Consider the following 14,897-nt stretch of genomic DNA (forward strand, 5'->3'; position numbering starts at 1 on the left):
ACGCGTCTCAATCGTTACTGACAAAAAAACAGGCTGGATATTCAATTGACCCTGAATTCACCCACCATGTTGCGCCATTCACCAGGCGCGATCATCTTGCGATGCGTAAACCGGACCGAATGCAGCGGACCGTCAATCTCGCGCTGCCAGAAGTCGATGAAATCGAACAATTTCGGATGATCCGGCGCCAGATCGTAATCCTGCCAGATGAACGTGTTCAGAACGTGGATGTAATCGGGCATGCGGTAGAAGAACTCTGCCGTTGTCAGCCCGTACCCTTTGAGCATTAGTTCGGTTTCGCTTTGCTCCATGCAGACCTCCAATTTTGTTGCAAGGTCTCTTCAGGGTAACACGAAAACACCCTAACCCTTAGTTAACAATATGTTACTCAGGTGTTACGGGGGTTTTTCGCATGCAAAATCGTTGCTTGCTTGCACCTTATGTGCCGGGTCTGATAAGGTGCATCCACAAGATATAGACCCAAAACAAAACACGGGCAGTTTACGTGAGCGATACGCCAGATATTCCTGAAAACATGGACGAAACCCCGCCCGAGCGCCCCGTTTATGACGGCCCGACGGTGTCCATCGAATCCGAGATGCGCACGTCCTACCTGGACTATGCAATGTCGGTCATCGTCAGCCGCGCGATCCCCGATCTGCGCGACGGGCTGAAGCCGGTGCATCGCCGCATTCTGTATGCAATGCACGAAACCGGGAACACACACGACAAGGCCTATCGCAAATCGGCCCGCCCGGTTGGCGATGTTATGGGTAAGTACCACCCGCACGGTGACAGCGCGATCTATGATGCGCTGGTGCGGATGGCGCAGGATTTCTCGATGTCGCTGCCGTTGCTGGATGGTCAGGGCAACTTTGGCTCGATGGACGGCGATAACCCGGCGGCCATGCGCTATACCGAAGTGCGCATGGACAAGCCCGCCGCGTCCCTGCTGGCCGATATCGAAAAAGAGACGGTCGATTTCCAGGACAATTATGACGGCAAGGACCGGGAACCGACCGTCCTGCCCGCCCGTTTCCCGAACATGTTGGTCAATGGTGCCGGTGGTATCGCCGTGGGCATGGCGACCAACATCCCACCGCATAATCTGGGGGAAGTGATCGACGCCACGCTGGCACTGATCGACGACCCGGACCTGACGTCCGAGCAGTTGATTGAATACGTTCCCGGCCCCGACTTCCCGACCGGCGGCGTCATGCTGGGCCGCTCGGGTGCGCGCAAAGCCTATCTTGAAGGTCGCGGCAGCGTCATTATCCGTGCCAAGACCCGCGTGGAAGAACTGCGTAAGGATCGTTACGCTATCGTCGTCGATGAAATTCCCTATCAGGTGAACAAGGCCGCGATGATCGAAAAGATCGCCGAGGCGGTGCGTGAGAAGCGCATCGAAGGCGTGGCCCATGTACAGGACGAGTCCGACCGTAACGGTGTCCGCGTGGTAGTCGAACTGAAACGCGATGCGACACCCGAGGTGGTGCTGAACCAGCTTTACCGCTTCTCGCCGATGCAAACGTCCTTTGGCTGTAACATGCTGGCCCTGAACGGTGGTCGGCCTGAACAACTGACCCTGCGCCGGTTTCTGACCTCGTTCATCGATTTCCGCGAGGATGTCGTTGCCCGCCGCACCGCCTATGACCTTCGCAAGGCGCGGGAACGCAGCCACATCCTGTGTGGTCTGGCCGTGGCCGTTTCCAACGTGGACGAAGTTGTTGCCACCATCCGGTCATCCGCGGACGCAGCCGAGGCGCGTGAAAAGCTGATGACGCGCCGTTGGCCTGCCGCTGAGATCGAGGGTTATCTGCGACTGATCGATGATCCTCTGTCCAAGATGAACGACGACGGCACCTATAACCTGACCGAGGTTCAGGCCCGCGCCATCCTCGACCTGCGCCTCCAGCGCCTGACCCAACTGGGCGTCAAAGAGGTCACAGACGAGTTGGAAGAACTAGCAGGTAAGATCAAGGAATACCTGGATATTCTGTCCTCGCGCGAACGCATCATGTCGATCATCGGCGATGAGTTGCGCAGCGTGCGCGAACAGTTCGCCGTTCCCCGTCGCACCGAGATCGTCGACTGGTCCGGCGACATGGAAGACGAGGATCTGATCGAACGCGAAGATATGGTCGTGACTGTCACCTCTGGCGGGTACATCAAACGTACCCCGCTGGCTGATTTCCGCGCGCAGAAACGCGGCGGCAAGGGCCTGTCGGGCATGCAGACCAAGGAAGAGGATGTTGTTACCAACCTCTTCGTAGCGAACACGCACACACAGCTGCTGTTCTTCACCACCGACGGCATGGTCTACAAGCTCAAGACCTGGCGCCTGCCACAATCGGGCCGGACCGGTAAGGGCAAAGCCATCGTCAACATCCTGCCAATTCCGACAGGTGTTTCCATCGCGGCTATCATGCCCGTGGATGTCCCGGATGAAGAGTGGGAGAACCTGCAGATCGTCTTTGCCACCAGTGCCGGCGACGTGCGCCGCAATGCGCTGAGCGATTTCACCAACGTAAAACGCAACGGCAAGATCGCGATGGACCTGCCCGAGGATGTGGAACTCGTGAACGCGCGCATCTGCTCGGAAGAGGATGACGTCATGCTGGTCACCAACTCCGGCCGTGCGATCCGCTTCCAAACCACCGATGTGCGGGTCTTCAAGGGCCGCAAGTCGACCGGTGTGCGTGGCATCAGGCTAAGCAATGGCGACCGCGTGGTGTCGATGTCGGTGATCCGCCATTTCGAGGCTACGTCGGACGAACGCGCCGCCTATCTGAAAATGCGCCGCGCCGTGGCCGGCCTGACCGAAGAGGCCGAAACCAATGACGAGGATGGCGACGCGCTGGCGACCATCAGCCAGGAACGCTATGCCCAGATGTCGGCCGCTGAAAATCTGATCCTGACCATCACAGCAGGCGGTTCGGGCAAGCTAAGCTCCAGCCACGATTACCCGGTCCGCGGACGCGGAGGCATGGGGGTTGCGGCCATGGACAAGGCAATGCGCGGCGGAGAGCTGGTGGCCTCGTTCCCGGTTGAGATCGACGATCAGATCATGCTGGCCACCTCCAAAGGCCAATCAATCCGGGTTCCCGTCGAAGGCATCTCGTTCCGGTCGCGCAGCGCGGGCGGTGTGAAGGTGTTCAACACCGGTAAAGGCGAAGTGGTCGTCAGCGTCGCCTGGATCGCCGATCAAGGCGACGAAGAGGCCGAGGGATAAGATTACAACAAAGGCCCCAGAGCGCAGTGTTTTGGGGCCTTGGATTTTGTTTTCGCCAATATTCTCTCATAATGTGGCAATCAACGGTCTGCCCAATAGAACGATCAAATCGGCGCTGGTTTCTGTATTTCCTAAAAATCGCTATTCTATGACCAAGGATATTTGAAACAGCAGTTTCAAGAGGTCGTTTTAATGCGAATTTTGTTCAAACAAAGTTTAGTTGTCTTTTGGTTTCTCTGGTGGACATTCGCGTTTTTGACCGACTTCATCGGCGGGCTAGAGCTGCTGGGGGTGACTTCAACCCCTTGGTTTGACGGTCACAACTTTCCGTTTCTGCAAAAAACGCTGGCGCAGTTTGGTGCCTCTACTGCCGTTGATGTAATTTTATTTGTCGGGATCATACTGTGGCTATTTCTTTCGACGCTGCTATTTGCGTTCGCGTCATTTACCCCGTATTCCCAGACGGATCGCTGGCAGAAGAGGGTCGACGCAGCGTTTATCGTATCGCTAGGATTGTGGCTTGCTTTTTTTCTGGCGGATCAGACGGTCATGAATTTTGATTTGGAAGAAAACCATATGGTTCAGGGGAGCTTTCAATTACTATGCTATCTGACCATCTACCTACTGCCTGATTAGCAATGCTCGGTTCCTATGGGCTGCTTTAGGCAAAGAACTGGCAACGCGGCACACATGTGACAACCAGTTTGGCCGGAAATTGTGCGTTCAAAGATTGTAGAGCGTACCAAATTTCTGTTCCAAATACGCCAACAACGGTTCCGGTCCCGGTTCAATCCCGCTGGCGCGTTGGATAGTCTCGCGCGGGGTGAAGAGCCCGCCAAAACGCTGTAGGTTCTCGCACAGCCAACTGGTTGCGCCTGACGTGTCGCCCCTGATCAGTTGCGCATCCAAACCAGGAACCGCAGCGCGCAACGCTTGATACAGACATCCGGCATAGACATTGCCCAATGAATAGGTCGGGAAATAACCAAACAACCCGACCGACCAGTGGACGTCCTGTAAACACCCGTTCGAAGGTCGGTCGACCTCATATCCAAAATCGGCCTTGAATCGGTCGTTCCACGCCGCTTCCAGATCGCTGACCTGAAGGTCTCCGGCCATTAGGGCGCGTTCAAGGTCAAAGCGCAGCATGATGTGCAGGTTGTATTGCACCTCGTCCGCCTCGGTCCGGATATAGCCTTTGTGTACGCCGTTGACCGTGGCATAGAACGCATCGGCATCCGCGACATCGAAATCACCGAACGCGTCAACCATTTGATTGTAAAGCCACTCCGTGAACGCCCGAGATCGGCCCAGCTGGTTTTCATAAATCCGGCTTTGACTTTCATGCACGCCCATCGACACGCCCTGCCCCAGTGGTGTCAGCGCATAGGCCGGGTTGATACCCTGTTCATAGGCGGCGTGGCCGACCTCATGAATGGTTGAGTAGAAACAGTTGAACGGGTCGGTCTCGCTGGTGCGAGTGGTGATGCGCACATCCAGGCCACTGCCCGAACTGAACGGATGTACTGCCTTGTCCACCCGCCCAGTATTCAGATCGTACCCGAACGTGGTCGCCAGTTTCTGCGACAATTGCATCTGTATCTGTTCGTCGAATTTTCCGGTCAGAGCGTGCGGCGCTGGTTTATCCAAAACGGCCGCGCGCAGGGCCACAAGACGAGGGCGCATCTGATCGAAAATCTCGGCGATTTGTGAACCGGTGGTATAGGGTTCGTAGTCTTCAACCATGGCGTCATAGACATCACCACCCTGCGCCAGTGCAGCGCCTTCTTCACGCTTGAGGGCAACGACCTCCTCGAGAACAGGCAAAAAGGCAGAAACATCTTCATCCGCACGGGCCTTCGCCCACGTGCCTTGCGCCGCTGAGGTCACGCGCGCAATGGCCTTGGCCAGATCGGCTGGCACTTTTGCCGTCCGCTCGTAAGTTCGACGGATATCGCGCAATTGGGCGCGGGCTACGTCGTCTTGTGGGTCGGCTTGCTCCAACCACTCAGCCACGCGCGGGTCAGAGCGGCGGGCGTGCAGAACCGCTTCGATCGCGGCCATTTCCTCCGCCCGTTGCGGGGCCGCGCCGCGCGGCATCACCGTTTCCTGGTCCCAGCCCAGCCGCCCGGCGATTTGCCCGAGGGCCGACGTTTCGCGTTGGAAGGCCATCAGGTCATCATAGGCAGTCATCAGGGTCATGCTCCGCGGATTGAGGTGGCGATTGGATATGCTGTCAGGAAACGTGCGCGCAGGATCAGGGTCCAAACAACAACGGCCATGAACTGGTGGAAGATGGCGATCTGCCAGGGGGCCGCGTAGATCACCGTCATAATCCCGACCACCACCTGCAGCGAAAGCGCCGCAAAAGCTGCATTGAACGCAAACCGCGTTTGCGGATGCGCGCTGGTGCTGCCGCGTCTCCAGACAATGATGCCGAAGATAAACAGAAGATAGCCAGCACAGCGGTGAATGAACTGCACCAGACCGGGGCTTTCAAAGAAATTGCGCCACATCGGTTCAAGCATCGTCGCGTCAGGCGGCAACAATTGACCACCGATCAGGGGCCAATCGGTATATGATCTTCCAGCGTCTATGCCTGCCACAAGGGCGCCTATGAGTATTTGTAGAAAGGCGAAATGCATCAGCCCGGTCGATAGCGAGAACAGTTTGCCCTCTTTCGCGCGGCGGGCCTGCATCAGGTCACGCTCCTCGCGTCCCAGCTCAAAGATGTACCACGCAAGGAACCCGAGGATAACGAAGGCCAGACCCAGATGGACTGCCAGGCGATAGCTGGCAACGGCCGTCATCCCCTCGCCCTGCGTCACGCCCGAGGCAACCATCCACCAGCCAACCGCGCCCTGAACACCGCCCAAAGCGCCTGGAATCAGCAATTTACCTGTCCACCCGGTCGGAATTTTCCGGGCCAGCAAGAAGCCAAAGAACCCAAGTGCCCAAACTAGACCGATCACCCGGCCCAGTTGACGGTGACCCCACTCCCACCAGTAAATGGATTTAAAGTCATCAAGCTCCATCCATTGGTTCTGAATGCGCCATTGATCGATCTGCTTGTACTTTTCGAACTCGGCCTGCCAATCGGCCTCGGTCATTGGCGGGATGGCCCCAGTGACCGGGCGCCATTCCGTTATCGACAGTCCGCTATCGGTCAGGCGTGTCAGGCCGCCTACGGCGATCATGACAACGACCAGCGCGAACAGGATCATCAGCCAGACGCAAATTGCCCCGCGTGCGCCGCCACGACCACGGTCAATCATGCCCGGTTGAACGGCCTGTTGTTTTTCTGTGTCTGAGACGTCTTCGAAGATGCTGCGCTTACCGCTCATGCTGTCCTCTTGTGCCTTGGATTTCGTCGCAAGCTAGGGTGAAGGGGGGCTAAGGTCCAGCCTCAGCCTTTATCCTTCCAACGGACCATCTGACGCATGATCCCGTGCAGCATCTGCACATCCGCGCGCGTCATCCGCATCCGAGACCACAGATTGCGCAAATTGGTCTTCATGCCTTCAGCCTTTTCGGGTGGATAGAAAAAGCCCGCCTCGTCCAGCCGGTTTTCGTAATGTTCGACCAGTTTTTCGACCTCGATCCCCGTGGCCCAGTCGCCTTTGCCCAGATCGGTGGCTTCGTGCACCACATCGCCTGTCTGGCGCATCCACTCATAGGCGGTCAACAACACGCATTGGCCAAGGTTCAGCGAGGCATATTCCGGGTTTACCGGAACCGAGATAATGGCATTTGCCTTGGCGATATCTTCGTTTTCCAATCCTGCCCGTTCCGGTCCGAACAAGACCGAGACCTTTTCACCAGCTGCCACTTTCTCGGCCGCGATCTGCATCGCGCGTTCGGGGCTGTAGACCGGTTTGGTCAGACCACGCTGGCGCGCGGTGGTTGCAAAGACAAAAGTGCTGTCGGCCAGCGCGCCCGCAAGGTCATCGAACAGCTGCGCTTCGTCCAGCAAGCGCCCTGCCCCGCTGGACATTGCCACCGCCTTGGGGTTTGGCCAGCCATCACGCGGTGCCACGATCCGCATCCGGTCCAGCCCGAAATTCCACATCGCCCGCGCGGCAGCGCCGATGTTTTCACCTATCTGAGGGCGGACGAGCACAAAGGACGGCTGGGATGTATCGCTGGGCATGGTTGTCTCCGGAAAACTTGGCTTGCTGTAATCGGCGCGATGGCGCAGGGCAAGGCATCCGATTGGTCAATTACGCCTTAAACCGGCATAAAAGTTTGCTTCCCCGGCACAATCCGCTAAACCGCGCGAAAGACTGAAAGCTAAGGACGCGCCAATGGACACCCCCGAGCAGCCGCAGATTTACCTGATCACCCCTCCGACCATCTCATTGAGCACGTTCCCCGACCAGCTTAGCCGCGTTCTGGACGGTGCCGAGATTGCCTGCATCCGACTGGCTTTGGCAGGCAATGACGAAGACGCGATCTCGCGCGCTGCTGATGCCTGTCGCGAAGTGGCCCATACCCGTGACGTGGCGCTGGTCATCTCGAACCATGTTCTGCTGGCGCAACGGTTGGGGTTGGACGGGGTGCATCTGGACGACGCTGCACGTTCAGTGCGCGCAGCGCGCAAGGAGTTGGGCGCGGATGCCATTGTTGGCAGTTTTTGTGGCGCGTCCAGCCATGATGGCATGACCGCCGGCGAAGCTGGCGTAGATTATGTTGCCTTTGGCCCGGTCGGTGCTTCAACGTTGGGGGACGGAACCACGGCTGAAAAAGACCTGTTTCAGTGGTGGTCTGAGATGATCGAGGTTCCGGTTGTGGCCGAAGGTGGCCTGACGCCTGAGCTGATCCGCGACCTGACCCCTTGCACTGATTTCTTCGGTATCGGGGATGAGATCTGGTCGCAAGAAGACCCGCTTGCCGCGCTTAAAACTCTTACCGATGCGATGTGAGCGTTAACCCTTGCACCCACCTCGGGGCTGCGGCATGACACGGGCATGACTCAGAACAGCGAAATCCTGTGTATCGGTTCGGTCCTGTGGGACATAATCGGGCGGTCCGCCAGCGCCATGCGTCAGGGCTCGGACGTGCCGGGGCGGATCACCCGCCTGCCCGGCGGAGTGGCCATGAACATCGCCATGACGCTGGTGCGCTTCGGCATGACGCCGACCCTTCTGACAGCCATTGGTCGCGACCCCGAAGGCGACGAGTTGGTCAACGCCTGTTCGCGGCTGGGCATGGTCACGGACCACATCTATCGTTCGCAGGATTTGCCGACAGACAGGTACATGGCCGTCGAAGGGGCCAACGGCCTGATCGCGGCAATTGCTGACGCGCACTCGCTTGAGGCCGCCGGGGCGAAAGTCCTGCGCCCCTTGATGCAAGGGCCGCTGGGGTATGAGAACACTCCGTTCCAGGGTCCCATCGCGCTGGACGGCAACCTGACGCTGAACTTGTTGGAAGAAATCGCCCAAAGCCCCGCCTTTGCGCGTGCGGACCTGCGCGTGGCCCCGGCCTCGCCCGGCAAGGCCGAACGTCTGCTGCCGTTCCTGAAACACGCCCGCGCCACGCTTTATGTGAACCTCGAAGAGGCCGGCATCTTGTGCCAGCGCGAATTCACCGATTCTGAAGGCGCCGCCAAGGGCCTGCTGGACCGTGGCGCGCTGCGGGTGCTGGTCACGGACGGCGGCAACTCGGCCACCATTGGCAGCGCTGACGAAATATTGACCCAAACACCGCCCTCCGTTCTGGTCACCCGTGTGACCGGTGCGGGCGATACTTTCATGGCGGCGCATATCGCGTCCGAGGCCAACGGTGCGTCCAATGACGAAGCCTTACGCCGCGCCCTACATGCCGCCGCAACCTATGTTTCCGGAGAAACACCACTGTGATCGACATCCAATATTCCGCCGAGGTCCGCACCGCCAAAGATGCAGGTCAGCCCATCGTTGCGCTGGAAAGCACCATCATCACCCATGGTATGCCCTACCCTCAGAATATCGAGGTGGCGGCGCAGGTTCAGCAGGACGTCCGTGACGCTGGCGCGGTTCCTGCAACCATGGCCGTGATCAAAGGCAAACTGCATGTGGGCCTGGAAGACGACCAGTTGAAAGCACTGGGGCAGGCCCAGGGCGTCGCCAAGATCTCACGCGCGGACATGGCGGCCTGTATGTCGACCAGCGGCACCGGGGCCACGACAGTGGCCGCCACGATGATCGCCGCGCGCTATGCCGGGATCGAAGTTTTTGCGACCGGTGGCATCGGTGGTGTGCATCAGGGGGCCGAGACCTCGTTTGACATCTCAGCCGATCTGCACGAATTGGCGCAGACACCTGTTACTGTTGTTGCAGCCGGTGCGAAAGCCATCCTGGATCTTGCTAAAACACTTGAAGTGCTCGAGACATTGGGCGTTCCGGTTATCGCGCATGGACAGGATGAATTCCCGGCTTTTTGGTCCGCCAAGTCCCCCTATCCTGCGCCCTTGCGCATGGATAGTGCCGAAGACATCGCCAAGGCCCACGCCACCCGTCGCGCGCTTGGCCTGCCCGGGGGTCAGCTGGTTGCCAACCCGATCCCGGACGCCGATCAAATCCCGGCCGAGGAACTGGCCCCCATCATCGCTGCCGCCCAATCCGACGCGGATACGCACCGGATCACCGGCAAAGGCGTCACGCCATACCTGCTACAACGGATCTATGAACAGACCGGGGGCCGCTCGCTGACCGCAAACATTGCGCTGGTACGCAACAATGCCCGTCTAGCCGCCGGTATCGCGATTGCTTTGACCAAATCCGCCTAGAGCTACCCTATTGTACCAAGACGCCGGACTGCTTAACTAAATCGGCAAACCAATCAGGATCGCAATGAACACACCGTTTGACGAAGAACCCCACCGCGGACCGGGCCTGTTTTCCCGGCTGCGCGCGTCTTTTCTGACGGGCATCGTTGTCATTGCGCCTGTCTGGCTGACGATCTGGTTGATTTGGTCCGTCGTGGGCTGGATCGACAGTGCTGTCCTGCCGCTGATCCCACAACAGTTCCAGCCCCAACAATATGTAGGCATCAACCTGCGCGGCGTCGGCGTCATCATCTTTCTGGTGTTCACTGTTCTGGTGGGCTGGGTCGCCAAGGGGATTCTGGGACGGTCCTTTATTTCCTTCACCGAAAGCCTGGTAGAACGGATGCCGGTTGTCCGCTCGATCTATTCCGGGATCAAGCAAATATCCGAGACGGTCTTTGCCCAGACAGAAAGATCTTTTGAAAAAGCCTGCTTGGTGCAATATCCACGCCGCGGTATCTGGGCTATCGGCTTTGTATCGACCACCGCCAAAGGCGAGGTCACCCAGCGCGCCGAAACCGCGGGCGAATTGCTGAGCGTTTTCATCCCGACCACGCCAAACCCGACCTCGGGGTTTTTGCTGTTCTTTCCTGCCGAAGACGTCATTCTGCTGGACATGACTATCGAGGACGCGGCCAAGCTGGTGATTTCTGCCGGTCTGGTTTACCCCAACGGCAAAGACCCGACGCTACCGCCTGAGTGATCAGCCAAACATCTCGGGCAAGTTGACAGTACTTTTCCGCCCCAAATCGTCCTTGTTGTCCGAAAGGAACCGATGCGCAGCCGTGCGCCCGGCCTCTTTCAACTTGTGCAGAACAACCGGGTTCGGCACCGTCTTAGTTGCCACCGACAGATCGTTCATCAGCGCGTCATCGGCGATCATGTGAACCAGAACCCGGTTCATCTCACCCGCTTTCAATTTGCCTTCGGCCAACAAGCGCTGCACGAAGCTGATCGCTCGCAATTCGCGGAACAGGGATGAGTTAAAGCTGATCTCGTTGATCCGGTTCTGGATTTGTTGCGGCGTTTTCGGCACCTCTTCCCGTTCCAGCGGGTTGATGTTCACGATCACCACATCATCCGGCAGATCGGTGTTGAACAAGGGGTACAGCGCCGGGTTCCCGGTATAGCCGCCATCCCAGTACGCTTCGGTCCGGTCCGAATTGGGATCAAAAATCTCTACTGCCTGAAACAGGTTCGGCAGGCAAGCCGATGCTAAAATCGCATCGGTCGAGACCTCATCCCCAGTAAAAACACGGATCTTGCCACTGCGCACGCAGGTGGCGCAGACGAACAGGCGCGGTCCTTCATCGGCGCAAATTTCGTTGAAATTGAACCGGTCCACCACCGGTTCCAGCGGATTGCGATAAAACGGACCATAAGCATAGGGCGACACCAGCCGCGACCATGCATCACCCACGGAAAACGGCAGGGAATACTCCATGGCATGCGCAATCTGAGCGGGCTCAAGTGCCTGCATCCAATTGGCAAGCCGCATATCGCCGACGGCCCCCATGCGCGCCCACAGCCCATCAAGGCTGGCCCGCGCGCCGTCACGTCCATCGCGTACCATGCCGGATTTGTACGCAGCCCCGTTCAGCGCCCCTGCCGAGGTGCCGGTGATTGCCGCGACCTCGATATCATCCTCGTCCAGCAACCGGTCCAAGACACCCCAGGTAAAGGCGCCATGCGCGCCGCCGCCCTGCAGTGCCAGATTGATGCGTTTCATTACCTGCCCCCTGACTTACAGAGCCGTCCAGCCCCCATCCACCGAGATTGCCGTTCCGGTGATCTGCGCGGCGGCATCCGAACACAAAAAGACCGTTGTACCGCCCAGTTGCTCGACCGTTGCAAAAGCTTTCGAAGGCTGTCGTTCCAGCATGACGTTCTTGATCACGTCCTCGCGGCTCATGCCGTATTCTTTCATAGTGTCGGGAATCTGCGCCTCGACCAGCGGCGTCAGCACGTAGCCCGGGCAAATCGCATTGCAGGTGATCGGTTCCTGCGCGGTCTCCAGTGCTACGGTTTTGGTCATCCCAACCACACCATGTTTGGCCGCGACATAGGCCGCCTTGAAAGGCGACGCCGTCAGCCCGTGGGCCGAGGCGATGTTCACAATGCGCCCCCACCCAGCCTGGCGCATCATCGGCAGAGCCGCTGCCATAGTGTGATAGGCCGAGTTCATGTTGATCGCGATGATTGCATCCCATTTGTCGACCGGGAACTGATCAATCGGTGAGACGTGTTGAATGCCTGCATTGTTCACGAGAATGTCACAGGCACCCGCTTTTTCGATCAGGGCACGGCATTCGTCCCCCTTGGACATGTCCGCCTTGATGTAACGCGCGTTGGTTCCGGTTTCCTGCGAAATCTCGGCGGCCAGCGCGTGATCCTCATCCCGATCGGTGAACGAGTTCAATATTACGTTGGCCCCAGCCTTGGCCAATTCGCGGGCAACACCCAAACCGATCCCTGAATTCGACCCTGTGATGATCGCCGTTTTTCCCGCCACGCTCATGAGTTTTCTCCGTCAACATCTGCTTTGACCGCACAGTGCCATGCTGCAACTGCAAAGGAAACGGGGAAACATATGGGTTCTGCATCCGGGGGCAAAACGCCTCAAAAAAAACGCCCGCACGAAGCGGGCGTTAAGTTATTGAGGCAGGTTTCATACAGGCAAGAAACCTATCGAGCAGTGCATCCTTTATAAGCAATTCCTTGCATCCGTCCAAGCTAAAAGTTTGAAAATAAGAAAAATCATCGATACGGTGAATCCCAACAAAATAAGGCCAGAGCAGGATTGTTTCCAAAATGCGCCCCAATTTTCTACGCCCCGTTCGCCCTGTGATCGCGGGAATCACCTTTATTTTTGCTGTCACAATCGCTCATGCAGAATCGGCCCATGGCATAGCTATGTACGGCGACCCTGCCCTACCACCGGATTTTGTGTCCCTGCCCTATGCCAATCCCGACGCGCCCAAAGGCGGCAAGGTTGTATTCGGAAACACCGGCGGCTTTAACAGTTTGAACCCGTTTGTGCAAAAAGGCAGCTCGCCATGGCAATTGCGATTTTGGACCCATGAAAGCCTGATGGGCCGGTCCTGGGACGAACCTTTCACTCTTTACGGGTTGTTAGCCGAATCAGTTGAGACTGCACCGGACCGCTCTTGGGTGGAATTTACCCTGCGTGAGAACGCCCAGTTTTCTGACGGAAATCCGGTGACCGTAGATGATGTGATTTGGTCTTATGAAACTCTGGGCACCGAAGGTCATCTGCGTTACCGCGGTTTGTGGGGCAAGATCGACAGCATCGAACAGACCGGCCCCCGCACGGTGCGGATCACTTTCAACGAACCCGACCGGGAATTGGCACTGATCGCCGGGCTGCGTCCGATCCTGCAAAAAGCACAGTGGGAGGGGAAAGATTTCGCCAACGCCGCGCTGCAGGACGTTCCCATCGGGTCGGGGCCGTACGTGATCGATAGCTATGAGGCGGGCCGCTATGTGAATTTGCGGCGCAATCCAGACTATTGGGGGGCTGACATTCCGTTCCGGCGCGGAACCATGAACCTGGATGACATAAGGATCGAGTTTTTTGGCGACGGCACCGTCCTGTTCGAGGCGTTCAAGGCCGGTGAACTGACCGCGGTGCGCGAATTCAACGCCGACAAATGGAACACTCAGTACGATTTTCCTGCCGTTCAGCGCGGTGATGTGGTCAAGACCGAAATCCCGCACGGCAAACCCTCGGGCATGACCGGGTTTGTCATGAACACCCGCAAAGCCCCTTTCGATGATTGGCGAGTCCGCGAGGCGATGCTGCTGGCGTTCAATTTCGAATTTATCAACGATACGATCACCGGCAGCGCCCAACCACGGATCACTTCGTATTTCTCGGGCTCTGACCTGGGCATGCAACCCGGCCCGGCCACTGGGCGTGTCGCCGAGCTGCTGCAACTTTATGCCGACGACCTTCCGCCCGACGCGCTTGAAGGTTATGCCCTGCCCGTCGGCGACGGTTCGGCCCGGAATCGCGCCAATATTCGCAAGGCCAACAAGCTGCTGGCCGAGGCTGGCTGGACCATTCAGGACGGCGTGCTGCGCAACCAGAATGGTCAGGACTTTGCCATCACCGTTCTGCTGCAACAGGGCGATAGCGAAGGACAAACGGCCATCGAAATCTACACCCGCGCGCTTGAGCGTCTGGGCATCAAGGTCAATGTCGAACAGGTAGACAGCGCGCAATTTGTCGGCCGCAATGCCGAGTTTGATTTTGACATCACGTTCCTTCGCCGTGCGCTGTCTCTGTCTCCGGGCAATGAACAGCGTCTGTATTGGGGCAGCGAAAACGCGGATGTACAGGGCACGCGCAACCTGATGGGTGTCGCCTCACCCGCTGTGGATGGGCTGATTGACGCTATACTGGCCTCGGAAAGTCACGAGGATTTCGTGGCCGCCACCCGCGCGCTTGATCGGGTTCTGACTGCTGGTCGCTATGTCATTCCGATCTGGAACTTCGACGTCGGGCGCATCGCCCATGCCAAAGAACTGAAGCAGCCTCGGACCTTGCCGATCTATGGCGACGGGCCCGAGTATATGCCGCAGGTTTGGTGGTACGAAGAGTGACCAAATAAGCCCCGCTGCCGCATTAATCCGCTGTAGGTTGTTTGGTGCTTTGGTGCTTTGGATCTGAAGATTTGGCCCCAAAGGACGGCTCTGCCATAACGCCGCAGCCTTCGGCGGATTTCGGCACATGGCGCAAACCACACTACATCTTGGGGTATTCGAACTAAGTTTCGCCACAATTTGCAGTCGCCCCCAAATTCCAGCTTAACTAAAAAAAACACCCACAAGGGG

13 protein-coding genes are annotated in these 14,897 nt (G+C 58.0%); 7 read left to right on the plus strand and 6 right to left on the minus strand.

The features are described 5' to 3' along the window. Positions 1-41 precede the first annotated feature (41 nt). A complete protein-coding gene (locus GOX21_RS03605) occupies positions 42-311 on the minus strand; it encodes an usg protein (RefSeq protein ID WP_058280415.1) in 270 nt (89 codons plus the stop codon). A 194-nt stretch (positions 312-505) separates the two neighbouring features. On the opposite strand from GOX21_RS03605, the gene gyrA reads away from it, so the two are divergent. Next, complete coding sequence (gene gyrA, locus GOX21_RS03610) at positions 506-3,232, plus strand: DNA gyrase subunit A (RefSeq protein WP_170375528.1); 2,727 nt, start codon at positions 506-508, stop codon at positions 3,230-3,232. A 192-nt stretch (positions 3,233-3,424) separates the two neighbouring features. Beyond that, complete coding sequence (locus GOX21_RS03615; RefSeq protein WP_217353357.1) at positions 3,425-3,868, plus strand: hypothetical protein; 444 nt, start codon at positions 3,425-3,427, stop codon at positions 3,866-3,868. 87 nt (positions 3,869-3,955) lie between these two features. Here the strand turns inward: GOX21_RS03615 and GOX21_RS03620 are convergent, their stop codons facing one another. The 3 genes from GOX21_RS03620 to GOX21_RS03630 all read right to left on the minus strand — a co-directional run bounded on the left by GOX21_RS03620 (position 3,956) and on the right by GOX21_RS03630 (position 7,382). Then, complete coding sequence (locus tag GOX21_RS03620; RefSeq protein ID WP_170375532.1) at positions 3,956-5,425, minus strand: carboxypeptidase M32; 1,470 nt, start codon at positions 5,423-5,425, stop codon at positions 3,956-3,958. A 5-nt stretch (positions 5,426-5,430) separates the two neighbouring features. After that, positions 5,431-6,576 (minus strand): heme A synthase, encoded by a 1,146-nt coding sequence (gene ctaA, locus GOX21_RS03625; RefSeq protein WP_170375534.1) that lies wholly within the window; start codon positions 6,574-6,576, stop codon positions 5,431-5,433. Positions 6,577-6,638: 62 nt separating this feature from the next. Beyond that, positions 6,639-7,382 (minus strand): RNA methyltransferase, encoded by a 744-nt coding sequence (locus tag GOX21_RS03630; protein WP_170375536.1) that lies wholly within the window; start codon positions 7,380-7,382, stop codon positions 6,639-6,641. Positions 7,383-7,536: 154 nt separating this feature from the next. Here GOX21_RS03630 and GOX21_RS03635 point away from each other — a divergent pair, with 154 nt between their 5' ends. The 4 genes from GOX21_RS03635 (at position 7,537) to GOX21_RS03650 (ending at position 10,743) form a co-directional block, all read left to right on the plus strand. Next, positions 7,537-8,154, plus strand: a complete 618-nt coding sequence (locus GOX21_RS03635) for a thiamine phosphate synthase (RefSeq protein WP_170348862.1) — start codon at positions 7,537-7,539, stop codon at positions 8,152-8,154. Between the two features lie 45 nt (positions 8,155-8,199). Continuing rightward, the gene (locus GOX21_RS03640; RefSeq protein WP_170375538.1) at positions 8,200-9,093 is read left to right on the plus strand and encodes a PfkB family carbohydrate kinase; all 894 of its coding nucleotides are present in this window, start codon (positions 8,200-8,202) and stop codon (positions 9,091-9,093) included. After that, on the plus strand, positions 9,090-10,001 hold the full coding sequence (locus GOX21_RS03645) for a pseudouridine-5'-phosphate glycosidase (RefSeq protein WP_170375540.1): 912 nt from the start codon (positions 9,090-9,092) through the stop codon (positions 9,999-10,001). The genes GOX21_RS03640 and GOX21_RS03645 overlap by 4 nt, the downstream gene beginning before the upstream one ends. A 64-nt stretch (positions 10,002-10,065) precedes the next feature. Next, complete coding sequence (locus GOX21_RS03650) at positions 10,066-10,743, plus strand: DUF502 domain-containing protein (RefSeq protein ID WP_170348865.1); 678 nt, start codon at positions 10,066-10,068, stop codon at positions 10,741-10,743. Here the strand turns inward: GOX21_RS03650 and GOX21_RS03655 are convergent, their stop codons facing one another. Further along, positions 10,744-11,769 carry a patatin-like phospholipase family protein gene (locus GOX21_RS03655; protein WP_170375542.1) on the minus strand — a complete coding sequence of 342 codons (1,026 nt, stop codon included), beginning with the start codon at positions 11,767-11,769 and terminating at the stop codon, positions 10,744-10,746. Between the two features lie 15 nt (positions 11,770-11,784). Beyond that, on the minus strand, positions 11,785-12,558 hold the full coding sequence (locus GOX21_RS03660) for a 3-hydroxybutyrate dehydrogenase (RefSeq protein WP_170375544.1): 774 nt from the start codon (positions 12,556-12,558) through the stop codon (positions 11,785-11,787). Positions 12,559-12,851: 293 nt separating this feature from the next. On the opposite strand from GOX21_RS03660, the gene GOX21_RS03665 reads away from it, so the two are divergent. After that, a complete protein-coding gene (locus GOX21_RS03665) occupies positions 12,852-14,666 on the plus strand; it encodes an extracellular solute-binding protein (RefSeq protein WP_170375546.1) in 1,815 nt (604 codons plus the stop codon). The last annotated feature ends 231 nt before the right edge of the window (positions 14,667-14,897 follow it).

Origin of the sequence: Ruegeria atlantica, from assembly GCF_013032005.1 — a bacterium.
Classification (GTDB): Bacteria; Pseudomonadota; Alphaproteobacteria; order Rhodobacterales; family Rhodobacteraceae; genus Ruegeria; species Ruegeria atlantica_A.